Here is a 25992-nt window from a genome sequence, read left to right on the forward strand (position 1 = left end):
ATTTAATTTAATTTTGTTGTGTTATTATGCACGTGCCAATTCATTTTTTGCTTTTTTAAGAATGTCATCCATATTAGCCTGTGAATCATTTGGTACTTTACGCACATCAAATTTAACGCCTTTTGCTTTCAATTTATTGAAAGCTTCTACATCTTCTTGACTCATAGAAAGTACATTGTTTACGACAACTTTGCCTACTGAGTGAGCCATTGAACCTACGTTAATTTCTTTAAAATCTACGCCGCCCTCAATTGCTTTAAGAACATCTGTTGGATTTTCAAATAATATTAATGCTTTAGTTGTACCAAATCTAGGATCTTTAGAAATCTCAATCATTTTATCAAGTGTAATAACGTTTGCTTTAACGCCTGGAGGTGCTGCTTGTTCAATCAATTTTTTGCGAAGCTCGTCTTTAGATACGATATCGGAAACAACGATGATACGGTTTGGCTGAGTAGATTTTGTCCACGCAGTTGCAACTTGTCCGTGTAATAAACGAGAATCCACACGTACTAATACGTATTTGATTTGTCCATCCCCAACGACTGTATTTGGAGGAAGATGTCCTTTAGGTAAACCATCTTCTGCAACTTTAGCACCTGTTGCTTCTGCTGGTTCTAATTCCTCAGGTCTGATTCTAATTCCTTCTTTTGCTGTATCAAGAATATGCGTTGCAATTTCTTGAGCAGATGTCATTGATAAGCGAGATGCATATGCTTCAATTACCATTGGTAAATTCAAACCAGAAACAATTGCCCATTTCTCTTTGTGATCTTCAAACAATGTGTTCGCTTGGTTAAATGGAGTACCACCCCATAAGTCGACTAAGACTAATACTTCATCTTGGTCATCAAAAGAAGCAACAGCTTTTTGCATTTTAGCTTTTACATCTTCTGGTCCTTCACTTGGCATTAACGTAATAGCCTTGACGTTTTCTTGTTCTCCAAAAATCATCGCTCCAGATTGTAAGATGCCTTCTGCGAACTCGCCATGGCTTGCTATTATAATTCCTACCATATTTCTACCTCCTAAATGATTTATTTTTCCTTTGCTGACCTAGACCCATCCAACAAAATCGAGTTAACTCTTTTTTGTTCTTTAGTCTATTTAAAATAAGTTCCTCACTCCTAACAAAAGTACCTACTTTAAACCTATAAGGCTAACTAAGATGGTAGCGGTTAGATTTTTCAGCACTTACATTATTTTATCAGTCACTTATCTTAAAGCAAGTTCCGTGCCAACAATAGTGTATCGACAAATAATCGCTTCACAATAAGCATTTGTATGAAAATACACACGTAACGTCGATACACTAATTAGTGTATCGACGTTACTAAGTTCATTCTTTTCTGATACTGTAGTGTATCATGTGTATGATTCAGAAAAATTTAGTCTATAACGAATGATTCTTTCAATACAATATAGAATTGGTAAAGAAACTAAAAAGTGATAAACTAATTATATCATTTCTCGACAAATTTATATAAAATGAGCCTGAGTGATTCATACTTTTTAAAAATTTGGAATGGTAGGACTATTTCGCCACCTTAAATAGTGAATAGTCTGTAAAATTTTATATAAGAGCTCTTGATAAACATGATGCGAACTAAGCTTTATGACTGTCTTTTTTCTAGAACAAACAAGCTACCGACTGTTTCAAACAAGAACAATCGAAGTTTATGGATGACAATAAATCAGTCATAACAAATAAAGAAAAAAGCATCTCAGAACTGTACAAAGAGTTACAAGAAATGGTAGCTTCAGTATTTGAAAAATCAAATTACACTTCAATAAGAAAATCAATTAACCAATTTGCTGAATTAAGGTTCATACAACCTAATTTCGAGTCGTACCATAACCTAACTCATAGATCTTTAAATGCATCTACTGATGAAAAAAGGGGATTGATTTTTTCATAGATTCATTATATATCCGCTACATTAAGTTCATCGGTAACTGCGGATCATTCAGATACTAAAGAAATTAATTTTCTTTTAAAAATATTAATGTATCATCCGATGAAAAAGCTAACCGAAAATGACAGTATTTCTTTATTGAATACAGATATTTCACAGCATAAAAAAGGATACTTAAGTTTAAAAAAATTAGAACGAAAATATAAATGTCCTAAATTAATAGACTTTAGTAAGAAAAAATATGAATGATTCAGTATAATACATAATTGATCTCATTTAGAAATATTCTATTGATCTTCATTAATTATAATTTTCTTTTTACCAATCTGATACATGATTCTAAGTTCTGCATATCCTTGGTTTGATATTACATTAATCTCATCTAATAATGAGCTTACTTGATACGTTCCTTTGTTTGTCTTAAAGATAAGTTTTTCTTCTATCATTTTCGTTAAGATATTATTCAAAGTCCCTACAGTTATTTTTAATTTATTTGCTAGTTTGCTCTTTACGTAAGAATTTAAAACTAGTTTTGTCCTACTCTTACTCATAATCCATAATTCAAATAATAATTTACTGTGTTTTTTTGGAAGATCATGCAATAACATAATATCCTTTAAAAACACTTCAACTTGACTATATAATTCTTTGTTTTCCATAATATTCTGCCTTCTTTCATTACATTTAAATAAAGTACAACTTACTACTCTTTATATTAATTTACCAGAAAAGTATTAACAACTCTCAGCTGATTATCTATAAATTTGACGTATAGAACACCTGGATAGGTTACACTTTACTAGTGTTTTTGGGAACTTTTTTTTAGAAAGGAGAACAATCAAAAAACCTTATGTAATCAACTTTTTTTATATTATCTGATTTGTCAAATTAAGCTATACAAAATATCTTCATCCATGTAACTCATAAAAACTTCCAGCGGTGTTTGGTAATTTAATGACTTTCTTGGAATTATATTCCGTTTGTGTGCAACAGACGATACGAAAGCCTGATCAACTTCGTTGAAATCCATTTCTTTTGGCAATCCATCTTTTCGAAGAAGCCCATTAGAATTCTCGTTTAAAGCTCGTTGTGAAGGCGTTCCAGGGTCAGCGAAGTAGATAGCGACATCATGCTGGTTGCACAAAGATTTCCAGTTGGAGAACTCCTTACCGCAATCAAAAGTAATTGATTTGAATAATTTTTTTGGTATGGATTGGAACCATTGATTCATAGCACTCTCAATGTCGCAGGCTTTACGCCCTTTGGGCTTTAAGGTAATGATAGCTTTCGATAAAATCTCTACTAGAGTAATGACCGCACTTTTGTGGCGGACACCTACAATGGTATCTCCTTCGATATGACCAAATTCTTCTTTAAATGTTGGATAATCTATTATTCTTTCAGAGATATTTCGTTTATAAGCTTGTCTACCTCTACGTTCTTGATGTCCGTTAGGCTTTCTTTTCCCTTTCATTGGAAGGGTAGCTTCATCGAATGTTTTTTCTTTAAATTGTCTATAAAGTGTTCGTACGGAACAGTCTATTGTCATTTCTTTACGGCCAATAATGACATCAGGCGTCCAGCCTTCAGCTACTTTTTCCTTGATATAAAGATGTTGTTCTTCTGGTAAAACGACTTTTTCGCGTCCACACTGCTTCTTGTTTTTCTTATACCGTAGGTAATACTCGAAAGCTGTATGTCCTGCTCTGAAGAACCTGATAACATTATTAATCGGTGTTCGAGTACGATTCAAGTAAGCAGCTATTTTAGCAACTGGAATACCTCGATGGTAATAAGCTTCTATCATCACTAGTTCATCCATGGTAATATGGGTATAGGTCATTTGTGATCACTCCTTGTTTTCTATGGTTGGAAATACAATTAGAGTGTATCACGAATGGCTTTTTTATTTGTATAGCTTAATCTTACAATCCACGTTACCAAAATCAATGTCCATAATCATTACCAAATACCCTTACATTTAAAAGTGGTAATGGTATAAAAAAAAAAACTTATTATAAAAAATAATCTATCAATTTATTTATGAATAGAAGAAATAATTTCGAGAGGTGAAATGATGAGAATTGCTTATGCTAGAGTATCAACAGACAAACAAGAACTTCATCGTCAATTTGACGCTTTAGAAAAAGTTGGTTACGATAAACTAATACAAGAAAAATTTACCGGTACGCAAAAAAAGCGAGCAGGATTAGATACCTTATTTAATAGTGTTCGATCTGGGGATACCGTTATTATTGAATCCATTAGTCGCTTAGGTAGGAAAACGCTAGACATCCTTTCTACTGTTGAAGAACTGAAAGAACAAGGCGTAGAAGTTGTATCGTTGAAAGAGAACCTAGATACCTCTACACCAACCGGCCAGGCTATGTTTCAGATGATGGCTGTGATTGCTCAATTAGAACGAGATTTGACAGTACAGCGTGTAAATGAAGGATTAGCTTCTGCTAAAGCACGTGGTGTGAAGCTTGGTAGACCGATAATGGATAAACAAAAAGTTAAAGATACTTTAAGATTATATAATTCTGGTCAATATTCGGTTAAAGATATCATCCGTATTACTGGTATTTCTCAAGGTTCATTGTATCGTAAGCTAAAAGTGAGAGAATTAGAACTATTAACAAGTGAAGGGTAGGGGTTCATAACAAAGTTTTCAATCCTTTTTCATCTACTTTTTAAGTCATTACTAAGAAAAGTAGTGCTCCTATAACTGCACCTATCATCGGTCCTACAATTGGAACCCATGAGTAACCCCAGTCAGAAGTACCCTTATTTTTAATTGGTAAAAATTGGTGTGTAATTCTTGGTCCTAAATCACGAGCTGGATTAATAGCATAACCTGTTGCTCCACCTAGTGACAGTCCGATTGAAACAATTAACAAACCTACAACCACCGGGTTCATTCCATCTGCAAATGTATATTGAGAGAATGATAATAAACCTAAGATTAAAACAATTGTGCCAATAATTTCTGTGACAAGATTGGCTGGATGATTTTTAATTGCTGGTCCAGTTGCGAATGTTCCTAAAATAGCTCCTTTGCCCTCTGTTGCTGCAAAATGATCAATATAAGTCAACCAGACTAAAACAGCTCCAACTATTCCACCTGCTACTTGAGCAAGTATAAACGGTATGACTAGACCCCAACTAAAGTTACCTGCTATAGCCATTGCAAGAGTTACGGCTGGATTTATATGAGCTGGTCCCATAAAGCCTGCAATATAAACCCCAATTGTTACGGCTGCACCCCAACCTAAAGTAATAACAATCCAACCGGAAGCTTCTGCCTTACTTTTTTTCAAGCTAACCGCCGCAACTACTCCGTCTCCTAAAAGAACTAAAATTAACGTTCCTAAAAACTCACTGAAAATCTGTAATGTATCTCCACTCATTTTTATCTCTCCCCTTTTAATTCAGTTAAGTCTGAGTCGTTAATTGCTTTGTTTAACTCAGCAATATAGCTAAATTTTTCTTCTTGGATCCATTTAAGTATATCCGTCATTTCTTCATTCCTTTGACTTTACTAAAGACTAACGGTGCATTTGTACCATATAAATCAACAAAATAGGTCGCTTCTTTTTCTGTTAAGCCTTTGTCTATTCCAGTTTCAACTAATTCAGCTAAGGTTTCTTCAACTTTTTGTGGATCCATTTTTCCACTTTCAGTAATTTTTGAATTAAAATTAGAGCACCTTCTGCCATTTTACGATAATTTGTAATTTTCCCACCAGATAGTGTAATTAAACCATCTTCTTCACTAGTTAAATCACTTCCTCGAGAAACAGCTGAAGGATTGTTTTCCCCTTCTGATAATTCACTTTCTAAACTTCTGATTTGTCAAATTAAGCTAGACAAAATATCTTCATCCATGTAACTCATAAAAACTTCCAACGGTGTTTGGTAATTTAGTGACTTTCTCGGAATTTTATTCCGTTTATGTGCAACAGATGATACGAAAGTCTGGTCAACTTCGTTGAAATCCATTTCTTTTAGTAATCCATCTTTTCGGAGGAGACCATTAGAATTCTCATTTAAAGCTCTTTGTGACGGCGCCCCAGGGTCAGCGAAATAGATAGCGACATCATGCTGGTTACACAACGATTTCCAGTTAGAAAACTCTTTTCCACAATCAAAAGTGATAGATTTGAATAGATTTCTCGGAACGGATTGAAACCATTGGTTCATGGCAGTCTAAATGTCGCATACCTTACGCCCTTGGGGCTTTAAAGTAATGATAGCTTTCAACAAAATCTCCACTAAAGTAATGACAGCACTTTTATGGCGGACACCTACGATGGTATCTCCTTCGATAGGACCAAATTCTTCTTTAAATGTTGGATAATCTATTATTCTTTCAGAGACATTTCGTTTGTAGGGTTGTTTACCCCTACGTTCTTGATGTCCATTTGGCTTCCTTTTCCCTTTCATGGGACGGGTAGCTTCATCGAATATTTTTTCTTTGAACTGTCGATAAAGCGTTCGTACGGAACAGTCTATTGTCATTTCTTTACGGCCACTAATGACATCAGGCGTCCAGCCTTCAGCTACTTTTTCTTTGATATAAAGTTGTTGTTCGTGTGGCAAAATTGCTTTTTGCCGTCCACACTGCTTCTTGTTTTCCTTATACCGCAGGTAATACTCGAAAGCTGTATGGCCTACTTTGAAGAACTTGATAACAGTATTAATCGGTGTTCGAGTACGATTTAAATAAGTAGCTATTTTAGCAACTGGAATACTTTGATGATAATAAGATTCTATCATCACTAGTTCATCCATGGTAATATGGGTATAGGTCATTTGTGATCACTCCTTTGTTTTCTATGGTTGGAAATACAATTAGAGTTTATCACGAATGGCTTTTTTATTTGTATAGCTTAATCTTACAATCCACGACTACTTAAAACATCTTCTACTGCAAATATATCACCCGTTTTTTCTTTGTATTTTGTAATAATATCAACGACTTTAGCAAATCTATCGTCTGTAATCTTGCATTGTCGCCACCATTATAATCCGATCCACCATTTGTTGAAATCAATGGGGCATAATCCAAACCAACTCGATTCAACATCTGCTAGTGTAATGTTAGCTCCTGGATAATAGTAGTTCAAAAATTCTAATAGATAATCAACGTCTTCTTTTTCGGCAATTGGATTCAAATAATCGCCTTGATAGTCTGTATCAGTTGTTCCGAAATCGACAGTAACAGGGTAATGATATCAATGAATTTTTATTGTCAATTATAGATACCTATTAACTCACTTAGATTTACTAGTTAAAAATAAAGTGTAGGTAAGACAGTTCGCTATTTTTCTTACTAACTATTAACATATCGTTTACTCCTAACACTAAATTGTTTTGAATCGTCAAAGTAAATACAACTTATTTGTTTGTTTATGAATAATAGGATAAAAAAGAGGTGCTAATAATAGATAAAACACAAAATTACCTATAGCATGCGCTATATCATAGGGAATACCAGAGATATAGTAGGGGAAGAAAGATAGCCAACCAAAGAACGGAGCCTGTACAAGTGAGACGATGAAACCATACAATAAACCAGTGAATCCACTGATGAATGCCATTACAACTAGTGGAATATTATTATATATTCTACGAAAAGGGTAAACAACTAAAAGAACAGCTGTAAAAGCTATTAATTGCGCGATAGTCCAAACACCAAAACCCAAACTAAGATTTGAGACTACTAAAGATAATAAAGCAACAATAAGCCCATCAGCTAATCCTAAAGAGAGAGTGATAATAATCAAAATCGTTGTCATCGGTTGAACGTTAGGTAGAAAACTAAATGAAACCCTACCTACATAAATAAAAGAAGTGAGTAGTCCGAGAAGAGCGATTCTTTTTGTTTTATTGTGGACCATCTTAGAATTCCGTTAGTTCCCAAACTACTTGATCTCCATCCAACAATTCGTATTCGTTTGCGCCAACCGTTACTTGTTCATCGTTTACAATATAAATCCAGAATTTATTATCTTTTTCTGATTGTTCGACGCCGTTAATGCTATTAATAAATCCATCAGTTTCTTCAATTTTCATATTTTCTTTCATAGCATCTAAAAGGATGGCTCCACTATCTACGGCTAAGTCGACGTTATCGATTTCTTCTCCGGCAACGACAACTTTTACAGTCGCTGAAACTTCCTTAGATTCCTCTTTGACAAGACTTGATTCCACTTGTTTTTCTGAACTATTAGTCATCTCTTGTGTTTCTGAAACTCCACAACCGGTCACCAATATTCCAGCCATTAACAAGCCTAAAATTAAATTATTTGTTTTTTTCATCGTTTTTTCCTCCAATAATAGTAATTAGTTTTATCAATAAATCTATTAACTAATATCACTAGTGTTGCATAAAATATTATATGTTTCACAAATTTATTTATATTAGTCCAATAAGCAAAAAAAGTTCTTTATACTGAACTCAGATGACTCATCCAAGACCAATAAAAAGGACCTAGCTCATGGATAAATGTAAAAAAATCTGCTTTAAGTTTGATTATTTACTGAATCTTATTCAAAAAATATTTCTGCCTTTGATAAATACCGAAAGAAACTTAGTTTCTTTCGGACTCTTCTTCAAGCATATTAAGCAAGATATGACTATCAAAAAATTTTTTTCAAGAAGTGGAAAAGGTATTATCAATCAATTGATTTTACCCATAATTACCAGCTTCCTAACTTATTTGATTAAGTTAAAAACAAAAAGTAAACAGTCTATTTTCAAATTAACTGGTTTTTTCATTATCTGTTATTTCAATTCACAGAAGAATAACTCAATCTTTTAATGCCTACTTAACCTTCAAAGAAAGGTTTTCAGACACTAATGGAATCAGTTGAATAAGCAAAATTTTCTGGAAATAGTCATCTTTTGTGCAGGTGCTCCTTTTTTTCTTTTTTTCAGAAAAATAAAAAATTAGGTTAGTCAAACTATCTTTAAACGCTTAGATAATTTTGTCTCGAGTTTCAATTGTAGAGTCTACAAAAACTTCTTGAGCCGCTTTAGCGGCAGCGGCAACAACTGCAGCACCTACATTAGTAAAAAATCCCTTTACTACCTTTTTGAGAAACTGGAGTAGTTGTATTTTCTGAGTTTCCCAATTCTTCTGCTAATATTTTTTCTGATTTGCTCTTCAAGATTTATATCGCTATTCTCCTTCAAAAAATGTTTTTACTGATATCTCACAGATTAACTGATCTTCCTCTACTGAACCACCACTTATACCAATTGCTCCAATCACTTGACCATGACAGACCAGTGGAATACCACCTGCAAAGGTAACCATTTCACCATTTAACATAGTTTCTATTTGATATAATTCTCCATTTGGTACTGTATCTTTATTTAAATCTTTAGTTGGTTTGCGCATCATAATAGCTGTATTAGCTTTTTTGGGGGCTAGTGTAATACTTGCAATGTTAGCTTCAGGCATATGATAGAACATTCTTGGATGTCCACTCATATCACTAATACAAATTGTGACTGGAACATTAATTTCTTGTGCCTTTTGTTCCGCTACATCGATAATACGATATAGATTGTCTTTTTCAAAATAAGTTTCGGCTTTTAGATACGCAATGACCTTTTCAATTTTTTCATCAAAATTAGTTTCAGATTTTAAATAAGTAAGAGCTTTTTCAATATTTTTATTTTCCATATTATCCACCTATCTGTTCTTTATATCTCATGATTATTTCGTCTACTTACTTTTCTTGTTTTTGATAATGGTCTTCTGAGCGAGCTAATATATATAAGCAATCTGACAAACGATTAGTATATTGTTTAGTTTCAGGTCGTATTTCTACTTCTTCAGAGAGTTGAATCAACAAACGTTCAGCTCTACGGCAAACTGTTCTAGCTAAATGCAAATGTGAGCCCGCAATGCTAGTTCCTGGTAGAATAAATGTTTTAATCTCAGGTAATTTTTCGGTATAGACATCGATGATATGTTCTAACTCTTTAATGTCTATTTGACTAATTTGTTCATTATGTGCCGCAAACTCCTCGGAATGAACCGTTGCTATTTCACCAGATAACTGAAACATCTTATATTGTAATTTAATTAGAAACTCTTTATTCTCAGGAATCTGACTAAATTTTTCAGCAATACTAATTACTGCATTACATTCATCAAACGTGCCATAAACATTAACACGATTTGAATATTTCTTAACTCGTTGACCATCAAATAAACTTGTAGAACCTTCGTCTCCTGTTTTAGTATAGATTGCCATATATATCACATCCTTATTTATTAAAACGGTCAATCATCCCTACGATAGAACAATCAAGTACATCTTGCTGGCCCAGATTATCTCGTTCAGCTTTTCTAGCGCCAGCCCCTCTAACAAGTAATACATATTTACCAATACCTGCACCTACAGTGTCAGCTGCAACTTCTTCATATTTCATTGCTTCGCCGTCACTATTTACTTGTTGAACAATCATTAGTTTTATTCCTACTAAAGATTCGTTCTTTTGACTGGCTTCAATACTGCCGATTACGCGCCCCATATCTATGTTTGATTTATCCTTTCTGCAATCTGTAATTCTTTTTTCATAGATAATTCGTACGCTTCATTTGTCATTTCCTGCTATTTTGTCTTAATTAAAATAGATTTGTCTGGAATATTCCAACTGCATCCGATGTTCTACACCTCCCTTAATGGTTTAAAGGGGATGCCCTTAACTAATCTTGCTGCATTAGTACCAATTTTCATGACTTCTAAAACATTCTGTATATCTACCTCAAATAATGGTTCGTTTTTAGGTAGATTTTTATAATGGAGAATAGCGTGACTGCTATCAATTGCTAATCCTACTGACAACGAAGACTGTATAGAAGCTTGATAAGCTGCTTGACAAAGGTCATAACCACTATCTAAATCAATTATCTCAAACGGAATCTCTTCTTCTTCCATCCCGTATAACAGAGGCGCTAATGTATGTTCACTAACATAACTTACTACTTTGATAACTGGGTTACTCATGCTTATTTCCTCCTTGAACGAGCGTAAGAAAGAATTAGACCTGTAGCAACTGCATTACGCGGCCCTTCAATTCCACGGATATTACCTTGGCCCGCCACTAATGAGTAATGGGACAACTCTTCCGTTACTAGCTGTGGAATCTCAAAATCTATAGCCGATCCACCTACAATTACAACAAATGGAATATCACGAATATTGCCCGTTGGACTAACATGACTCAATGCGCGAATAGCATTTGTAACGAATACACGTTTTTTAGCTGTCTGTCTAACCAGCTTAATTTTCTCGATAGATAAATCTCCAGGCACTGGAACAAACCCATCAGGTTTAACTACAACCGTCTTAGCAAAAATATTAGCTGGTAAAACTTTTTCAAAAAATTCAACTGTACCGTCTTCGTGACGAATATGGAATAAACTTTCTACTTTCGCTAATGGATATCGCTTGATATCTTCGGCTAAGTATTGATCTTCTATTCCTAATTCAGAGTTAATCAACATAGTAACCATATCTCCAGCTCCAGCAAGATGTATGGACGTCATTCGATCTGAAGAATCAATAATAGAGGCATCTGTTGATCCTGCGCCTAGATCTAAAATCGCCAGAGGCTTATTCGTTCCGGCTGTTGTTAATGCACCTAATATAGCAGCTTCTGCCTCTGCGCCACCAACTTCAACTTGTATGTTAAACTGTTTTTGAATTTCATCAGCAATCAATGTCATCTGAAGTCTGTCTGACTTAACCATAGATGCAATTCCTACAGCTTGCTCCATATAAATTTCACCAGCCAAGCCACCTTTAACATCAATCGGTACAAACGTATTAACTGCTAATAAATCTTTGATAAATATTTCACTAATCTGTTTATTAGTTAATTCAGACATTGTTTGACGGACGAGTTCGAGCATCCCACCCATATTAGTTCCTGCCTCACCCGTTATATTTTCTATAACTTTAAAACTTGAAATAATACTCATGATTTTTTCGGCACCATCAGAAACGCCAATTTCACTTGTATGTTTTTCGCCTTCAATAATTAAAGTACCTGCAGGGATAATTCTTTCTTTCACATCCCCTTTCGGTGTCTTAATAACTACAGCTGATCGATTTCCAATAAGGGCACGTGCAACAGGAACAATATTCTTTGTCTCATCAGAATTCAAATTAAAGACGGTTGCAATACCATATGGATTGGATAATTGAGAAATTGCTTGCCCTTTTCCCGCTACCTCTACAGCTGCTAACATCATTTGTGGAATCTTGTCAATGTAAGCTACCTCATCTACGATTGGAATTTTATTCTCTAAGCGATTACTTATTAATACACCATCATCACCTTGAAGAATAGCGCCTGTGATTCTATAACCATATTTAACATATAAATTGATTAAGTTAGCCGCATCTCCAAAATCAACGTCTTTAGGCACAATAACAACGTAGTCTTTCGTTTGATTTTTTTGTTCATAGAGATCGACAAGGTTTATAGTATAACCCACACCCAATCCCACTCCGCCAGGCGTTTTAGGATTATGACCAATCATTGTTGATTCAGTAATAATTGTCTCTGTTATTGTTTCCATAGCTACATCTCCTATAACAGGAGTTGCTTCATTAATGCGGATTAAGTCTACATCAGAAATATTAATATTCGTTTTCGACACGACTATTTCTATAGCTGATTTTATTCCCAATAAATTTTTCTTTGTACCTTTTATACCTGTAGTTGGTACAATAGCAGAATCAATGAACCTTACATCTCCATTTGGACTAACATCTGCTAAAGCTACCTCCGTTGAAGAGTTACCGATATCAACGCCAATTATTTTTTTTATAATAAATGATTTTCCTTCCAAGACTAGTTATCACCTTTTAATTTTTTTCTTACTTCATAATACTTAGCAGCCTCACGAATAAATTTCCCGTTAATTGGTGCATTGTATTTAACTTCTAATTCTTCAGCAATAGCAACTAATTCTTCTTTTGTAGAACGATATGGTCTTAATGTTTCATAAATTTGTAATATACGTTCATCTGGAATTGCAGTTAGTTCAGCTGCACGTGCAAAATTTTGTTTTAAAGCAGCACGTCCAGATGCTTCAGAAATTTCCCCTTGACGACGTAATGTATCAGGTGTAATACGAAGATCTTGCGAAGTAATAATGCCACTCATCACATTAGTTAGTGTAATCTCATCCAGTAATTTTCCAGTAGGAGATTTCACTAAATCTGGATGTTGCGTATATAAAGGATAGTCTGTTACTCCCATTTTTTGCATGTTTTCATAGTCCTCAGTTTTGTAAGGTTTAGGTACAGGTTCAACACTAATTTCTTCTACTATTTTTTTACCTACTTCATCTAACTCTGACATATCTATCACTCCTTCGTTGCAAAGTCCACAATAATCTCTTCAGCTAGTTTACCAATTACTACATTCTTTGTTTCTTTAATATGCATTAAAGCAGACAACGCTTGATACGCAACACGTGCCATTTGGTCACTAACTGTAGGAACCGGACTGGGTGATTCACCCTTAGCATATTTTGCTGCATTTTTCCCAATGGCACGATAAGTATCCAATGTTATAACTGGAGCTTGAGGGAATAATTCGAGGTTTGATAATGGTGCTAAATCTTTTTGGTGAATAATAGTTGTACCTTTTGATTGTATTGCGACACAAATTCCTGAACCAGATAATTGATCTCCTTCTGCACCTACAAAAGAAACATCAGCTGTACGATATACTTTAATAACTCGAGCTTTTAGTCCTTCTTCTTCAATACCTGCGATAACTTGACGCAAAATATCTCTATGAGAAAGACCAGTTAAGTTTTCTGTCAAAAACTCTGCAAATCCTGGTGCAACTGCCACCACTACTTCATCTTTAGACGTTCCTGATTTTGCCACTCCGGCATGCTTAAACCAATTTTTTTGTTTAGCAATTACTTGTGTTTTATTTTGAACTGCAGTCTCTTGATGCGAATTATCACTTAGTGTCTCTTTAAATATTACAGCAGAGTCATCCGTTGGCATCTCTTTTTTCACATCACGTATAATGGCTCTTAACAGATCTTCGTTTACGTTTAATTCAGACATTATTTTATCCTCCATTTCTTAAACTGAACGAGGGTCAATCGCCATTGGAATATTTTTTACTTTTTCCCATTCTTCCCCTTCAAGACGATAACCAGTTCCAGGTCCCATGTAATCGTTACAGTCATTAACTGCTGAAATGACATTGAACTGATCATCAAAAATTGCAGCTGTTTGTAAAAAGTCTCCAGCAACACGCTGTTTTAACATACTTAACATACTTTCAGCGACATCTTTAAATTCTGTTTTAGCTAATGCTTTAACAAGATCTACACCTGTAATATTGCGATTCAATAATTCTTGTGCTGCTTTCATATCTTCGACAAGATTACGATCAGGCATATCTTTAGAGCCGTGAGCATAGGTTGCTGCTTCTACTTCTTCATCAGTAATTTTTGGAAGATCTAATTCATCAAAAATTGCTTGAATAGCACGAGCTGCTTTATTACGTACTTTGATAGTTTCTTCTTCTGTAACTGGGCGAAGACCTCCATCAACCTTTAAATCACGTTGAAAAACTAAATAATCATCAATATCTTCTATATCTGTATTTGAACCAGCAAACATATTGTCATAATTAGGAACTGCTGAAAAACCACAAGAGATAATATCAGTACCTGGCAAAAATTGACACATTAGCTTCTCAGTACGGCGCATATCAGAATGGGAAAATGCTTGGTCATTTCCTGAAGCAACTTCTAGGTCTAACAGAACACAGATTAAGTTTTCTGCTAACACTTCACGTATTCCTGTTGGAACTGCACCTGGGATACCAATACAACTTACAGCACCATTTTGTAGCCCTTGAACACCGCTGGCTTTTGTAATAAAAATACAACGTGCTTCAAGATATAACATTGATTTTCCTTCTGCATATCCCATCATAACTTCAGATCCCGCTCCGGATGTAAACCGCATTTTTAATCCACGAGATGCATAACAAGATGCTAAGAATCCTTTAGACCAAGGTGTGTCATCTCCATCTGTAAACACTGGTTCTGTACCATATACAGATATTGTTTCAGCATATGACGTAAAACCACGCATACCTAAATCAAGTTCTGCAGCTTCTTCTACTGAACATTGTGTTAATACTCCTGGTCGCCCAACTTGTGACCCAACTAAAAGTGAAATAGCATTAAATGGTGCATAACGACCAACAGCAACGGTCGTTTCTTGCTCGGCAAAGCCTCTGAAAGCACCTTCTGCTGCATCTGCTGCAATTTGAACGGGATTATCACGTAAATTAGTAACATGTGATTGTGTAGCTGGGCGTCTTCTTGAATGCATTTTTTGCATCGCCATCATCATCTCGACAACATTCATTTGACTAACAACCTCAACAATTTTAGCTGGTGTCATAGAAGTCGTTAAATCAATAATAATCGAACGCGAAATATTAGGATCACACAACATATTAGCCAATTTTACTGAATCCATTGCCAAAACGTTCTCAGCATTATCTTTTTCAATACCATAGTCTGCTATATAATAATCAATTAAATCAAAATCTTCACGTCTTTTTCCGTCAAGTTCTGTAATAATTCCATTTTCAATCTTAATGCTAGGTTTTGGATCATTTGGACTTTCCATGGCGATAAAACCTTCTTCTATCCATTCCTTTACAAAACCATCTTTATGGATTGAACGTTTTTCTAATACTTCAAATCGTTTTGATCTTTTCATTCTATAATCCCTCCTCTAAGCAGTGATTAACCCTTGACTAATTTTTTCTTGTCCTACTAATGTAACATTAGCTGCTTTTAACATTGCATCTGTTGCTTTGATTGATGCAATTAAACCACGTGTTTCAATCAAGCCTAATGCTTTTTGTTGCATAATTTATTTCCTCCATTCAAACTAATTTCTTATGAGGGTAAATAATAAACACAAAAATATTTTCTATGCTTCGTATGCTTTTTGAAATAGTTTTATGAGATCATCCTTGTTACCAACTCTAGGATTAGAAAAAGCATTCCCATCTTTCAATGCATTTATTGCCATCTGATCAAAATCTTCTGGTAAAGCACCCAGAGACTTGATATTTGTTGGTATACCAACATCTTCAGAAATACGAATCATTGCTTCAATAGCTTTATCGGCAGCTTCCCTAACGGATAATCCTGCAATATTCTCACCTAGTAATTCTGCAATATCAGAAAAACGCTCTGGATTACTAATAATATTCCATTTTTCAACAGTGGGCATCAACACAGCACAACACACTCCATGAGGAGCATCGTACTGCCCACCTAATTGATGAGCCATTGCATGAACATAACCTAAGTCTGCATTATTGAAAGCCATGCCAGCTAAAATTGAAGCATAGGCCATATTGGTTCTTGCTTCTACGTCATGTCCGTTAGCTACGGCACGTCTCAGATATTTACTAACTAATTTTATTCCTTGAATCGCTTGGGCGTCTGTAATTGGATTTCTATTTACTGACACATAAGATTCTACACAGTGTGTTAAGGCATCCATACCTGTGGCAGCAGTTAGGGCTGTCGGAATATCCAGCATGAGCATTGGATCATTAAAAGAAACTAATGGGACGTTTCGCCAAGAAACAACAACAAATTTCAAATGAGTTTTTTCATTGGTTATAACCGCATGTCGTGTAATTTCTGAGGCCGTTCCAGCTGTTGTATTTACAGCCATTAGCGGCGGCAAAGGATTTTCTAATGTTTCAATTCCGGCAAGGGATGGTAGGTCATCACCATTTGATAAAACAATACCAATTCCTTTTCCACAATCATGAGCTGATCCACCACCTATCGTAATGATTGAATCACAATGATTATCAATATATACCTTTTTACCTTCTTTAACATTCCTTATTTTCGGGTTTGGTTCTACACCATCAAAAATAACGTATGCAATATCAGCTTTCAGTAAAGAACTTTCTGCTTGTTTAACTGGCCCGTTATCTAAGTCTCTTAAGAAAGTATCTGTTACAATCAATACTTTTTTCATATTCAACATTTTTGCTCTTTCTCCGACCTTTTTAACTACCCCAGGACCAAAAAAATTTACATTAGGCATCATAAAATCATAATTCTCTTTTAACATATCTATTCCCCAATTCTTCTTATATTTTTTTATTTATCAATCTGCATTTCTTTTAGTTGCTCTTCAACTGCCTCTTGAGTAACGTCAGCCTGTAAAAGTGCCGCTGCAGTATAAGAACCTTCAACAATTGGAACATCATAAATCGTAATCGATTTATCGCTAAGTTCTTTTACCATTTCCAAGTTCATTTTAGCACTACCTAAATCATAAAAAGCTAATAGATGATCAGATGAATGATTGTTGACTAATTCAAGAATGGTATCAAAACTTGTTCCAATCTCAGTCTTGTCTACCCCGCCAATCACTTCAATAGCAACATCTTTGGCAACTTCTTGAAGCAATCGCTCAACACCTTTTGCAATCTCATAAACATGAGAGATAATAATCATTCCTGGTTTCTCCATTATTTTCCCTCCGATTCCAACATAGCCTTAAATAGTAAAGCAGACGAATAGGCACCAGGATCAATGTGTCCAATGGAACGTTCTCCTACATATGAGGCACGGCCTTTTTTAGCTTTTAATGGTTTCGTCGCTTCAACAGCCTCATCAATCACATCACTTGTTAATTGATTGTCTTCTACTGCTTGAACAACAGGTGCCCAAACATCAATCATCGTTTTATCGCCAATTTCAGCTTTCCCACGCTTTTGGATACTTTCTAATCCACCTTGAAGTATTTTACTCCATGAAGAATCATCTTGCTGAAGTGTTTTTAACATACCCATAAATGCTGAACCATATAAGGGACCTGAAGCTCCTCCAACTTTACTTAATAAAGTTGTCGTAACTAATTTTAAAAGTGCTTCAAGCGAATCAGGAGATTCTGATTCAATTGCCTGAATAACGTGAGACATGCCTCTCGACATATTATTACCATGATCGCTATCTCCAATTGGTGTGTCCAGCTGGGTTAAATAATCTTTTTCTTGTTGGATTTTTTCATTAAATAACTCCATCCAACGAATACCTGTTTGAACATTCATCTTAGTTCGAACTCCTTTCATCCCTCAATCATTCGTTCTTATTTTACCAGGCGATTGTTTTAACTGGCGCATTTAGTGCTTCAAGATAAAAATCATTTTCTAAATGAAGTAGGGTCAACGACAATCCTTGCATTTCAAGTGATGTCATAAAGTTGCCTATTTTATAAAAATCAATAGACCAATTACATTTATCCATCAGTTTTTTTACATCATTTGTAAAGACATATTGCTCCATTAATGGTGTGCCACCAAGTCCATTGATCATTACTGCAAATTGACCTTTTTCTTTCCCATCAAATTCTTTAACTACCTTCGTCAACAATTCGTCAGCGAGGTCATAAGAAGGTTGTAATTTTTCTCTACGGTACCCTGGTTCTCCATGAATACCTACTCCATATTCAATTTCATCTTCAGCTAAAGTAAAGCTTGGCTGAGCAGCACCAGGTGTTGTTACGCCAGTAAGTGCGAGTCCAATAGATTTAATATTAGGCATTAAGTCGTCGGCTAATTTTTTTATTTCTTTAATCGACTTTCCTTGTTCAGCAGCGTAGCCGAGTATTTTGTGAACAAATATCGTCCCTGCTACTCCACGTTTCCCTTGAGTATACAGACTATCTTCAACGGCAATATCATCATCTACAACGATATTTTCTACTGTAATATCTTCCGTTTCGGCCATTTCTTGAGCCATTTCAAAATTCATAATATCTCCAGAATAGTTCTTAATGACTAAGAACACACCTGCACCCTCATCAGCTGCCTTAATGGCTTCTAAAATTTGGTCTGGTGTTGGAGAAGTAAATACCGCACCACAAACAGCAGCAGACAACATGCCTTCCCCAACAAATCCAGCATGAGCTGGTTCGTGCCCACTTCCTCCGCCAGAAATAATCGCTACTTTTCCAGTTTTTTTTGTTTTACGTTGGATGACGCCTGTTTCAGATACTCTTTTAATTAAATCGGAATGCGCTACAATCATTCCTTCTATCATTTCATCAACAATTTTATTTGGATCATTCATAATTTTTTTCATCTAGTTTCATTCCTTTAATTCTTATTTTAAATTTATTTAACTGCCTTGATTTTTTTGTAATCACGTCCAAGTGCATCTGCTGCAATAATAGCTTGAGCAACACTTTCAGGTGTAACTTTAAAAGGCATAGCGTGAATAGATTCTTCAGGAATACAGGCTTTTTCTGCAACTTTTAGGATATCTTCATAGTTTACTTCTTTTACGTCTAAATCTGCTAAAGAGACAGGTAAGCCAACAGATAAGCTAAAATCTAATAATTCTTCGACTTCTTTTTTTGGTGCATCTTCAAGGATAAGTTGAACAAATGTTGTAAAGGCTACTTGCTCTCCATGGAAATAATTATGAGGGCCATCTAAAACCGTCAAGCCATTGTAAATAGCATGTGCTGCAGCTAATCCACCTGACTCAAAACCAAGACCAGATAATAATGTATTGGCTTCAATAATATTCTCTAAAGCCGGTGTAACAACATTGTGATCACAAGCAATCTTAGCATTATAGCCACTTTCGAGAACGGTTTCATAACAAACCTTAGCTAATGTAATAGATGCAATCGTACCTTTAGCAGGTTCGGTATCACCAGTGTGGAAGCCATTTGGTAAGCCGGCGTTTACATTTGAATTTGAACGACGTGTTGCACGTGCTTCATAGTAAGTAGCCAGTGCATCGCCCATTCCAGATACTAAAAATCGTGTTGGTGCTTGAGCAATAACAGTTGTGTCCATTAATACAACACTAGGATTTTTAATAAAATAAGCATACTCGTCAAAGTGGTGATCTTTCGTATAAAGTACTGCAGAATGACTAGTTGGTGCATCTGTAGCTGCAATAGTTGGGCAGACAATTAAATTATGGCCATTGGCAACTGTTTTAGAAGTATCGATTGCTTTCCCACCACCGAGACCAACTATGACGTCTGCTCCTTTTTCTTTTGCTAATTTTTTAAGACGCACGACTTCTTCACGTGTTGCTTCGCCACCAAAGTTAGCTAGATGTACGTTGATGCCAAAACGTTTTGCCGTTTGATTTAACTTATCTTCAACTCGAATGATATCATCTGGATTCCCGATAACTAAAGCCGATTCTCCTAAGGACTTAATATAAAAACCTAAATTTAATAATTCATTTTCTCCTTGAACATACTTTGCTGGACTAATAAAAGCTTTTCTCATTTCTTATTCCTCCTCATATTTTTTAAAATGAAGTCACTCTTGAAATAATAAATGACTCCTTTTAAATCTAAACTAAGTTTAATAAGAAAGCGGTATCATTTCAACAGACAAAAGACACCCTTTGTCCGCTTCAATTATTTTGAAGTATGACGTATAATAGAAAGGAATAGAATAGGGTAGTTAATAGGTTGTCAAAGGGGTCCCCAGTATGAACCAACAAAATACAACAAAAAAAATTATTTCTTGCTCTTTCAAAAATCTAGCTATCGAAAAAGTAATTGACAAAATATCCATAACAGATATCATGGATCAGACTGATTACCGCCGCCAAACTTTCTATGATCATTTTGATGATAAATATGATTTGATTACCTGGATATTTTCTTATGATGTCACTGATCTCATTCAATCTATTATGAAATGGGGAAAATGGGAGGAAGTATTATTCCATCTAATAAACTATCTCGAAGAGAATAGAACGTATTATAAAAAAATAGTTTCAAACATAAAATTAGATTCCTTTAAAGATTATTTTATCTATTACATCAAACAAAGTATTCAAACTATTACGGATGACTACCTCCAAACACATTCTATTTCTGATAGCAACCACGCTCTGGTAAAAACAAAAATTGATTTTTGTGCTTATGGATTATCTGAAATGCTCTATCATTGGGTATTAGAAGATTGTGAGCCAAACAGTGCTGACTATCATGAGCTCCTCATCAAAGTAATTTACTTTAGAATTTAAAGGTAAGAGACACTAAGAAAAATAGTATTTTTAATAGAAGAAAGAATACTCATTTACTATACAACCTATTTAAGGACGTGATTGCTTATGGCAGAATATATTTTAGCCATTGACCAAGGAACAACAACCACACGTGCGATTATTATCGATCGTCAAGGAAATTATATCGGTACCGCAGCTCAACATTTTGAACAACAAGTTCCACAATCTGGCTGGGTAGAACAAGACCCAACTATTATTTGGCAATCTGTTTGTGAAGTGATTCAAAAGGTAATGAAGCAATCTGATCTTTCATTCAACCAGATTAAGGCACTAGGCATAACAACTCAGCGTGAAACAACTATCGTTTGGGATCGTAAAACTGGGCAACCGATACACAATGCCGTTGTCTGGAGCTCCAGCCAATCACTCGCTATTGTTAAACAACTTGAAAATGAAGAGATTGAAACTTACATCCATGAGAAGACTGGTTTAGTTTTGAGCCCTTATTTTTCTGCTAGTAAAATTCGTTGGATCCTCGATCACCATCCGGGTTCACAAGAACGAGCAGAGCGTGGTGAGCTAGCTTTTGGGACTGTCGATAGTTGGCTTATTTGGAATCTAACCAATGGCAAGTTGCATTGTACCGACCACACAAATGCTTCAAGAACGATGTTATTTGATATTCATACGCTAGAATGGGATGACTATTTATTAAATCTTTTCAACATTCCAAAGAGTCTTTTGCCAAAGGTCTTCCCTAGTTCTCATGTCTATGGTTTGACCGATACGGCTATTTTTGATGGAGTGGCTATTCCTATTAGCGGTGTTGCTGGAAATCAACAAGCAGCGTTATTTGGTCAGTTAGCTTTTCAACCAGGCCAAGTAAAAAGCACTTATGGTCAAGGAACTTTTATTGTTATGAATACGGGCTCTGAACCTAAACTTTCTAAACATAAATTACTCACTACAATCGGTTATTCCATTGATAATAAAATAACCTATGCCCTCGAGGGTTCAGCTCTTATTTCGGGTAGTGCTATTGACTGGTTGAAAGATAGTTTGCAGTTATTTGAATCAATCGAAGATTCAGAATTATTAGCTCTTAAAGCAGAAAAAAATTCTGGGATTTATGTTGTTCCAACCTTTAGAGGAATTGGTGCTCCCTATTGGGATTCAAATGCACGAGGAGCTTTTTTAGGAATCAACGAATCTACTAGTCGGCGAGAACTAGTTCGAGCAACCTTAGAATCTATCGCTTATCAAGTTAGTGATATCATTGAATTAATGGAATCAGATACAGGTATTTCAGTAGACCTTCTCCATGTTGATGGCGGAGCTGCACAAAATAATCTTTTGATTCAATTTCAAGCAGATATTCTTAAAAAAACCGTTAGACGTATCGAACGTCTAGAAACAACGGGACTAGGAGCAGCGTACCTTGCTGGATTAGCTATTGGGTATTGGCGTGATCAAAGCGAGTTAGCAGCTTTAGTATCTGAGAATGAACAATTCGAACCGCATATGACTGATAAAGAGCGACAAGAACGACTCCACGGTTGGCATAGTGCAGTTGAAGCTATCCGTTATTACACTAAATTAGTACATGGATCATCATTTTAAAAAATTGATTGGATAAATAGGGAAATGCAAGCTATCCCCTACTTACTTAAACGAAAAATACAAGCAATCACAAATAAAAAAAAGAATAATTTTTAATCCTTTAGTCCTTTCTTAGAATTATTCTACTCTTATTGAATATAGATTTTAGGGTTTTCCTTTGTCAAATTAAGCTAGATAGTTTCCAGTCTGGTACATTTTCCAAAAATACTTCTATCAGTGTTTTGTAATCTAAAGACATTCTAGGTATATTGTTTCTTTTGCTCGCAACAGAGGAAGCAAATGTTTGATTGCTGGTATTAAAATCCATTTGCTTGAATAGACCGTCCCGACGAAGCAATCCATTAGACTGCTCATTTAGTCCATGTTGTGGCATCAAATATGTCGCTGTCTTTAAAGCGGCGATAAAGTGACTACGGCCACTAGATTTTACCAGGGGCGCTAAGTTTTTTACCAATGTTTGCCAGTAAGTGTACCACCGATTGCCAGAGAATGTACCACTTATAAAACCACCCCACAACCATTCTAATTAAAGATGATTGTGGGGTGGTTTATGCAATCCGATGGATTGCTTTACAATTATTATTATTGATTATGGATAAATTAAAAGTTGGTAGAAAGACCCAATCGTTCACGCATGGAGGCTTCTCCATCAATTGTAATCGTATATGAATTATGAACGATTCGATCAATGACGGCTTCGCCTATTGGTCCACTGCCTAATTTAGAATGCCAACCTGACGTGTTGAATTGAGTACAAAATATAGTGGACGATTTCATATCACGTTTTTCAATTAATTCCATTGTTATAGTGAAGCTCTTCTTCTGTCAAATCGTGTAAAAAACATTCGTCGATGATAAGCAGCTCTTTCTTCGCGTACTTTCGCATTAACTTTTTATAACTATTATCCGGCTGATTTTTCGCTATTTTAAATTCATTTAGTAATTTAGGTAGGCGGCGTACATACTGAACAATGTAAAATTGATGACACGAAGCTATCCCCAAGGCACAAGCTAAATATGTCTTACCAGGTCCGGTCGCACCCATGAGAATAATATTATTCTTATTTTCTAAGTAGATCCCACTCGCTAAGCGGTGAATCTCTTATTTAGGTAACCGACAATTTTCAAAATATTGAATTTCTTCAATAGAAGCAGAAGGGACTTCAAAAGCTGCTCGAGCTATTAATCGCTGAAGTTTATTGATTTTACGACGAGCATGTTCTCTGTCAATCATTAACGTAAATCGCTCATCAAAGTCAAAGCCCATCTTCTGATTGGTTATTTTTTTAATTAAAATATATATAATAGCCTGAATAATTCATACTTTTTCTAAAACGCTCTGGAAAAACTGTTATAACGCTAGTTTGAGTTAATTTTCTCAGCACCCTTTGGGTGTGCAAAAAGAACCCCAATCTGCTATGGTTAAAGCGACTAAACATAACCAAAGAAAGGGGTTCTCTCTATGGCAACTTTACATGAAAATCGTTTGCTTTTCAATTCAAACATTACGGTATCTCACTCTGGGGGTAATTTATCCTCAGATTCCGGATTGATATTAGTTAAGGAATTCATGCACACCATTAATTTCTCTAACATTTTGAAACAAACCCTCACTATTAACGATGATCGACTTTACTATAACCATGCTAATCATTCAATTATTGAACAAATCCTTTTTCAATTGATTGCTGGATATCAAACGGATTCTTCGGCTGACGTTTTATCAAAAGATCCCATTTTCCAGAGTCTATTAGCTAAAGAGCAACTCGCTTCACAACCGTCTATTTCTCGTTTATGGGATCGGTTAAGTCAAGAAAACATTTCCCAATTACAAGAAGTCAATCAAATCCTGATTGATAAAGTACGTACTGCTCGTAATACAACTGAAATGATTTTTGATCTAGACTCAACACATTCGGATACCTTTGGCAATCAGGAGAAGTCGAATTATAATGCCCATTACCAAACGAATGGCTATTATCCACTTGTTGCCTTTGAAGGTCTGACTGGCGACTTTTTGAAAGCAGAACTTCGTTCTGGTAATGTGTACACATCCAATGGTGTTGCAGATTTTGTCCGACCACTTTTTGACCATTACCAAGAAACCGTACCTGTAAGTTCTATTCTAGTGCGTGCAGATAGTGGTTTTGCAACTCCTGAATTATATGAACTGTGTGAAAAACGTCAAAATTTTTATATTGTTCGATTGAAATCGAATCGCAACTTAGGAAAAATCGCTGAGCAATTTGTATCTATAAATGACCAGCAGGATTGGGATAAAAAAGAAGTTCACTACGCTTCTACACTCTATCAAGCGAAGAGCTGGACACATCCACGAAGAATTTGTATTAAATCTACGCGCGAAGCAACCGAATTGATTGCTCGACATGAATTTATCATAACCAATTTATCAGAGAACCTTTCTGCAGAAGCGGTCTTTCAAACCTATTCTAAAAGAGGCACCATGGAAAATTACATTAAAGAGGCCAAAAATGGATTTTATTTCGATAAAACCAACAGTCCTCGTTTTTTAGAAAATCATGCACGTATGATGGTGAGTGTACTAGCTTACAACATCGTCAATTTTATGCGTACTCTTTGTTTTACGAAAGAAACCAAAGGTTTTCAAGTTTCAACTATTCGTTTGCTCTTATTTAAAGTAGCGGGTAAACTTGTTCATTCTGGACGAAAAACCTTTTTAAAACTCAGTTCCTATCACGTTTACCATGAACTTTTCCATAAAATCTTGCGGAATATTCAGCATTTCAAATGGCAGTAACACTCACACCTAATGGAATAGTTTAAAAAAAAAGGCTAATTTCAAGGGGTTAGTATGCCTAAAAATCTTAATTTTCTGACAAAAAAATAAGTGACTTGGAAATTTGAAGTAAAATAAGTAAACCTAACAAACTAATGACCTGAAAGAAGTGAAAAATGCACCAATTATTATTTTTTTTAAAAGTATGAATCATTCAGGAAATAAATAACTTTTTATGAACCTAGCTGAACATTTAAGATATGAACGCAAACAAAAAAAATCTTGTTAAATAAAGGTTTTACTTACTTAATTCTATGAAATTTCATGTATTCTTTTCTTTGTTTATTAATTTAGTTGTAATAATTGAGCAATTATTTCAGAGCTACCTGGCAATAGTATAATTATCGTTATGTTTATATTAATATTTAAATGACGCTATTTATGATATGGATATTTAGACCGTTCTTTGCTAAATTCATCTCTATTTTTCTTGTAATTTGGCATGTAAAATTTTTCCGGAAAAAGTATCTAGAACCTTATTTGGCAAGGTTCTAGATACCTAAATTTATCTGATTTCATGTGTT

The 25992-nt window shown here is 35.1% G+C and carries 29 protein-coding genes and 5 pseudogenes; 6 read left to right on the forward strand and 28 right to left on the reverse strand.

All coding sequences use genetic code 11. The features are described 5' to 3' along the window. Window positions 1–24 precede the first annotated feature (24 nt). Window positions 25–1017, reverse strand: coding sequence for a mannose/fructose/sorbose PTS transporter subunit IIA (locus BR44_RS05115; protein WP_034550995.1), 993 nt, complete (start codon window positions 1015–1017; stop codon window positions 25–27). Window positions 1018–1679: 662 nt separating this feature from the next. Between BR44_RS05115 and BR44_RS05120 the strand changes: the two genes are divergently transcribed. After that, a complete protein-coding gene (locus BR44_RS05120) occupies window positions 1680–1919 on the forward strand; it encodes a hypothetical protein (protein ID WP_034550997.1) in 240 nt (79 codons plus the stop codon). 284 nt (window positions 1920–2203) lie between these two features. Here BR44_RS05120 and BR44_RS05125 read toward each other — a convergent pair whose 3' ends face one another. Beyond that, window positions 2204–2575, reverse strand: coding sequence for a hypothetical protein (locus tag BR44_RS05125; RefSeq protein ID WP_034550999.1), 372 nt, complete (start codon window positions 2573–2575; stop codon window positions 2204–2206). A 224-nt stretch (window positions 2576–2799) separates the two neighbouring features. Continuing rightward, window positions 2800–3759: an IS30 family transposase gene (locus BR44_RS05130; RefSeq protein WP_034551001.1), complete on the reverse strand. Its 960-nt coding sequence runs from the start codon at window positions 3757–3759 to the stop codon at window positions 2800–2802. 234 nt (window positions 3760–3993) lie between these two features. Here BR44_RS05130 and BR44_RS05135 point away from each other — a divergent pair, with 234 nt between their 5' ends. Then, a complete protein-coding gene (locus BR44_RS05135; protein WP_034551003.1) occupies window positions 3994–4569 on the forward strand; it encodes a recombinase family protein in 576 nt (191 codons plus the stop codon). 40 nt (window positions 4570–4609) lie between these two features. On the opposite strand, the gene BR44_RS05140 is transcribed toward BR44_RS05135, so the two are convergent. The 7 genes and pseudogenes from BR44_RS05140 to BR44_RS05155 form a co-directional block, all read right to left on the reverse strand. Beyond that, on the reverse strand, window positions 4610–5326 hold the full coding sequence (locus tag BR44_RS05140; protein WP_034551006.1) for an MIP/aquaporin family protein: 717 nt from the start codon (window positions 5324–5326) through the stop codon (window positions 4610–4612). Between the two features lie 2 nt (window positions 5327–5328). Then, window positions 5329–5436 (reverse strand): glycerol-3-phosphate dehydrogenase/oxidase, encoded by a 108-nt coding sequence (locus BR44_RS11835; protein WP_245592922.1) that lies wholly within the window; start codon window positions 5434–5436, stop codon window positions 5329–5331. Beyond that, complete coding sequence (locus BR44_RS12140) at window positions 5433–5585, reverse strand: hypothetical protein (RefSeq protein ID WP_156954890.1); 153 nt, start codon at window positions 5583–5585, stop codon at window positions 5433–5435. The genes BR44_RS11835 and BR44_RS12140 overlap by 4 nt, the downstream gene beginning before the upstream one ends. Before the next feature lie 185 nt (window positions 5586–5770). Next, window positions 5771–6730 (reverse strand): annotated as a pseudogene (locus BR44_RS05145) (IS30 family transposase). A 98-nt stretch (window positions 6731–6828) separates the two neighbouring features. Continuing rightward, window positions 6829–7128: pseudogene (locus BR44_RS11845) on the reverse strand (alpha-glycerophosphate oxidase); the annotation flags it as partial. Window positions 7129–7299: 171 nt separating this feature from the next. After that, window positions 7300–7716 (reverse strand): ECF transporter S component, encoded by a 417-nt coding sequence (locus tag BR44_RS05150; RefSeq protein WP_245592923.1) that lies wholly within the window; start codon window positions 7714–7716, stop codon window positions 7300–7302. A gap of 103 nt (window positions 7717–7819) precedes the next feature. Next, the gene (locus BR44_RS05155; protein ID WP_051912534.1) at window positions 7820–8239 is read right to left on the reverse strand and encodes a DUF4430 domain-containing protein; all 420 of its coding nucleotides are present in this window, start codon (window positions 8237–8239) and stop codon (window positions 7820–7822) included. Between the two features lie 287 nt (window positions 8240–8526). Between BR44_RS05155 and BR44_RS12090 the strand changes: the two are divergent. After that, window positions 8527–8729 (forward strand): annotated as a pseudogene (locus tag BR44_RS12090) (IS4 family transposase); the annotation flags it as partial. 373 nt (window positions 8730–9102) lie between these two features. Here BR44_RS12090 and BR44_RS05165 read toward each other — a convergent pair. The 14 genes and pseudogenes from BR44_RS05165 to BR44_RS05230 form a co-directional block, all read right to left on the reverse strand. Further along, complete coding sequence (locus BR44_RS05165; protein ID WP_084676092.1) at window positions 9103–9612, reverse strand: GlcG/HbpS family heme-binding protein; 510 nt, start codon at window positions 9610–9612, stop codon at window positions 9103–9105. 46 nt (window positions 9613–9658) lie between these two features. After that, window positions 9659–10189, reverse strand: a complete 531-nt coding sequence (locus tag BR44_RS05170; RefSeq protein WP_051912538.1) for a cob(I)yrinic acid a,c-diamide adenosyltransferase — start codon at window positions 10187–10189, stop codon at window positions 9659–9661. Between the two features lie 13 nt (window positions 10190–10202). Continuing rightward, on the reverse strand, window positions 10203–10475 hold the full coding sequence (locus BR44_RS05175) for a EutN/CcmL family microcompartment protein (RefSeq protein WP_034551010.1): 273 nt from the start codon (window positions 10473–10475) through the stop codon (window positions 10203–10205). A gap of 131 nt (window positions 10476–10606) precedes the next feature. Next, entirely contained in the window at window positions 10607–10945 is a 339-nt protein-coding gene (locus BR44_RS05180) for a glycerol dehydratase reactivase beta/small subunit family protein (RefSeq protein ID WP_034551012.1), read from the reverse strand. Window positions 10946–10947: 2 nt separating this feature from the next. Further along, window positions 10948–12777, reverse strand: coding sequence for a diol dehydratase reactivase subunit alpha (locus BR44_RS05185; RefSeq protein ID WP_034552981.1), 1830 nt, complete (start codon window positions 12775–12777; stop codon window positions 10948–10950). Between the two features lie 23 nt (window positions 12778–12800). Beyond that, entirely contained in the window at window positions 12801–13313 is a 513-nt protein-coding gene (locus BR44_RS05190) for a diol dehydratase small subunit (protein ID WP_034551014.1), read from the reverse strand. 5 nt (window positions 13314–13318) lie between these two features. Next, a complete protein-coding gene (locus BR44_RS05195; RefSeq protein ID WP_034551016.1) occupies window positions 13319–14038 on the reverse strand; it encodes a propanediol/glycerol family dehydratase medium subunit in 720 nt (239 codons plus the stop codon). Window positions 14039–14056: 18 nt separating this feature from the next. Beyond that, window positions 14057–15721 carry a propanediol/glycerol family dehydratase large subunit gene (locus BR44_RS05200; RefSeq protein ID WP_034551018.1) on the reverse strand — a complete coding sequence of 555 codons (1665 nt, stop codon included), beginning with the start codon at window positions 15719–15721 and terminating at the stop codon, window positions 14057–14059. Window positions 15722–15742: 21 nt separating this feature from the next. Then, window positions 15743–15874, reverse strand: a pseudogene (locus BR44_RS05205) (BMC domain-containing protein); the annotation flags it as partial. Window positions 15875–15937: 63 nt separating this feature from the next. Further along, window positions 15938–17107 (reverse strand): iron-containing alcohol dehydrogenase, encoded by a 1170-nt coding sequence (locus tag BR44_RS05210; protein ID WP_034551019.1) that lies wholly within the window; start codon window positions 17105–17107, stop codon window positions 15938–15940. Window positions 17108–17136: 29 nt separating this feature from the next. After that, the gene (gene dhaM / locus BR44_RS05215; protein ID WP_034551020.1) at window positions 17137–17511 is read right to left on the reverse strand and encodes a dihydroxyacetone kinase phosphoryl donor subunit DhaM; all 375 of its coding nucleotides are present in this window, start codon (window positions 17509–17511) and stop codon (window positions 17137–17139) included. Next, window positions 17511–18092, reverse strand: coding sequence for a dihydroxyacetone kinase subunit DhaL (dhaL, locus tag BR44_RS05220; RefSeq protein WP_034551021.1), 582 nt, complete (start codon window positions 18090–18092; stop codon window positions 17511–17513). Before dhaL ends, dhaM begins: the two co-directional genes overlap by 1 nt. A gap of 43 nt (window positions 18093–18135) precedes the next feature. Further along, on the reverse strand, window positions 18136–19125 hold the full coding sequence (dhaK, locus tag BR44_RS05225; protein WP_034551022.1) for a dihydroxyacetone kinase subunit DhaK: 990 nt from the start codon (window positions 19123–19125) through the stop codon (window positions 18136–18138). A 32-nt stretch (window positions 19126–19157) separates the two neighbouring features. Next, entirely contained in the window at window positions 19158–20297 is a 1140-nt protein-coding gene (locus BR44_RS05230; protein ID WP_034551023.1) for a glycerol dehydrogenase, read from the reverse strand. 208 nt (window positions 20298–20505) lie between these two features. Here BR44_RS05230 and BR44_RS05235 point away from each other — a divergent pair, with 208 nt between their 5' ends. Together BR44_RS05235 and glpK are read left to right on the forward strand one after the other, a co-directional pair. Next, on the forward strand, window positions 20506–21048 hold the full coding sequence (locus BR44_RS05235) for a TetR/AcrR family transcriptional regulator C-terminal domain-containing protein (RefSeq protein WP_034551024.1): 543 nt from the start codon (window positions 20506–20508) through the stop codon (window positions 21046–21048). A gap of 87 nt (window positions 21049–21135) precedes the next feature. After that, complete coding sequence (gene glpK / locus BR44_RS05240; RefSeq protein ID WP_034551025.1) at window positions 21136–22650, forward strand: glycerol kinase GlpK; 1515 nt, start codon at window positions 21136–21138, stop codon at window positions 22648–22650. Window positions 22651–22810: 160 nt separating this feature from the next. On the opposite strand, the pseudogene BR44_RS11850 reads toward glpK, so the two are convergent. The 4 genes and pseudogenes from BR44_RS11850 to BR44_RS12050 all read right to left on the reverse strand — a co-directional run. Continuing rightward, a pseudogene (locus tag BR44_RS11850) lies at window positions 22811–23017 on the reverse strand (IS30 family transposase); the annotation flags it as partial. Between the two features lie 233 nt (window positions 23018–23250). Then, a complete protein-coding gene (locus tag BR44_RS12045; RefSeq protein WP_051912539.1) occupies window positions 23251–23451 on the reverse strand; it encodes an ATP-binding protein in 201 nt (66 codons plus the stop codon). Continuing rightward, complete coding sequence (locus BR44_RS12145) at window positions 23438–23749, reverse strand: ATP-binding protein (protein WP_084676095.1); 312 nt, start codon at window positions 23747–23749, stop codon at window positions 23438–23440. Before BR44_RS12145 ends, BR44_RS12045 begins: the two co-directional genes overlap by 14 nt. A gap of 3 nt (window positions 23750–23752) precedes the next feature. Then, window positions 23753–23884, reverse strand: a complete 132-nt coding sequence (locus BR44_RS12050; protein ID WP_169740193.1) for a hypothetical protein — start codon at window positions 23882–23884, stop codon at window positions 23753–23755. A gap of 228 nt (window positions 23885–24112) precedes the next feature. Here BR44_RS12050 and BR44_RS05255 point away from each other — a divergent pair, with 228 nt between their 5' ends. Further along, window positions 24113–25429 (forward strand): IS1380 family transposase, encoded by a 1317-nt coding sequence (locus BR44_RS05255; protein ID WP_034551027.1) that lies wholly within the window; start codon window positions 24113–24115, stop codon window positions 25427–25429. Window positions 25430–25992 lie beyond the last annotated feature (563 nt).

This window comes from Carnobacterium funditum DSM 5970 (assembly GCF_000744185.1).
GTDB classification, from domain to species: Bacteria; Bacillota; Bacilli; order Lactobacillales; family Carnobacteriaceae; genus Carnobacterium_A; species Carnobacterium_A funditum.

Coding starts and splice junctions, on each gene's coding strand:
- BR44_RS05210 (WP_034551019.1), bottom strand. CDS start 17,107: ATGTTAAAAGAGAATTATGATTTTATGATGCCTAATGTAAATTTTTTT.
- BR44_RS05165 (WP_084676092.1), bottom strand. CDS start 9,612: ATGGAAAATAAAAATATTGAAAAAGCTCTTACTTATTTAAAATCTGAA.
- BR44_RS05155 (WP_051912534.1), bottom strand. CDS start 8,239: ATGAAAAAAACAAATAATTTAATTTTAGGCTTGTTAATGGCTGGAATA.
- dhaK (WP_034551022.1), bottom strand. CDS start 19,125: ATGAAAAAAATTATGAATGATCCAAATAAAATTGTTGATGAAATGATA.
- BR44_RS12050 (WP_169740193.1), bottom strand. CDS start 23,884: ATGATTGACAGAGAACATGCTCGTCGTAAAATCAATAAACTTCAGCGA.
- BR44_RS05115 (WP_034550995.1), bottom strand. CDS start 1,017: ATGGTAGGAATTATAATAGCAAGCCATGGCGAGTTCGCAGAAGGCATC.
- glpK (WP_034551025.1), top strand. CDS start 21,136: ATGGCAGAATATATTTTAGCCATTGACCAAGGAACAACAACCACACGT.
- BR44_RS05200 (WP_034551018.1), bottom strand. CDS start 15,721: ATGAAAAGATCAAAACGATTTGAAGTATTAGAAAAACGTTCAATCCAT.
- BR44_RS05140 (WP_034551006.1), bottom strand. CDS start 5,326: ATGAGTGGAGATACATTACAGATTTTCAGTGAGTTTTTAGGAACGTTA.
- BR44_RS05235 (WP_034551024.1), top strand. CDS start 20,506: ATGAACCAACAAAATACAACAAAAAAAATTATTTCTTGCTCTTTCAAA.
- BR44_RS05255 (WP_034551027.1), top strand. CDS start 24,113: ATGGCAACTTTACATGAAAATCGTTTGCTTTTCAATTCAAACATTACG.
- BR44_RS05120 (WP_034550997.1), top strand. CDS start 1,680: ATGGATGACAATAAATCAGTCATAACAAATAAAGAAAAAAGCATCTCA.
- BR44_RS05135 (WP_034551003.1), top strand. CDS start 3,994: ATGAGAATTGCTTATGCTAGAGTATCAACAGACAAACAAGAACTTCAT.
- BR44_RS12045 (WP_051912539.1), bottom strand. CDS start 23,451: ATGGAATTAATTGAAAAACGTGATATGAAATCGTCCACTATATTTTGT.
- dhaM (WP_034551020.1), bottom strand. CDS start 17,511: ATGGAGAAACCAGGAATGATTATTATCTCTCATGTTTATGAGATTGCA.
- BR44_RS05125 (WP_034550999.1), bottom strand. CDS start 2,575: ATGGAAAACAAAGAATTATATAGTCAAGTTGAAGTGTTTTTAAAGGAT.
- BR44_RS11835 (WP_245592922.1), bottom strand. CDS start 5,436: ATGACGGATATACTTAAATGGATCCAAGAAGAAAAATTTAGCTATATT.
- BR44_RS05195 (WP_034551016.1), bottom strand. CDS start 14,038: ATGTCTGAATTAAACGTAAACGAAGATCTGTTAAGAGCCATTATACGT.
- BR44_RS05170 (WP_051912538.1), bottom strand. CDS start 10,189: ATGGCAATCTATACTAAAACAGGAGACGAAGGTTCTACAAGTTTATTT.
- BR44_RS05130 (WP_034551001.1), bottom strand. CDS start 3,759: ATGACCTATACCCATATTACCATGGATGAACTAGTGATGATAGAAGCT.
- BR44_RS05150 (WP_245592923.1), bottom strand. CDS start 7,716: ATGACAACGATTTTGATTATTATCACTCTCTCTTTAGGATTAGCTGAT.
- BR44_RS05190 (WP_034551014.1), bottom strand. CDS start 13,313: ATGTCAGAGTTAGATGAAGTAGGTAAAAAAATAGTAGAAGAAATTAGT.
- BR44_RS12140 (WP_156954890.1), bottom strand. CDS start 5,585: ATGGATCCACAAAAAGTTGAAGAAACCTTAGCTGAATTAGTTGAAACT.
- BR44_RS05180 (WP_034551012.1), bottom strand. CDS start 10,945: ATGAGTAACCCAGTTATCAAAGTAGTAAGTTATGTTAGTGAACATACA.
- BR44_RS05230 (WP_034551023.1), bottom strand. CDS start 20,297: ATGAGAAAAGCTTTTATTAGTCCAGCAAAGTATGTTCAAGGAGAAAAT.
- dhaL (WP_034551021.1), bottom strand. CDS start 18,092: ATGAATGTTCAAACAGGTATTCGTTGGATGGAGTTATTTAATGAAAAA.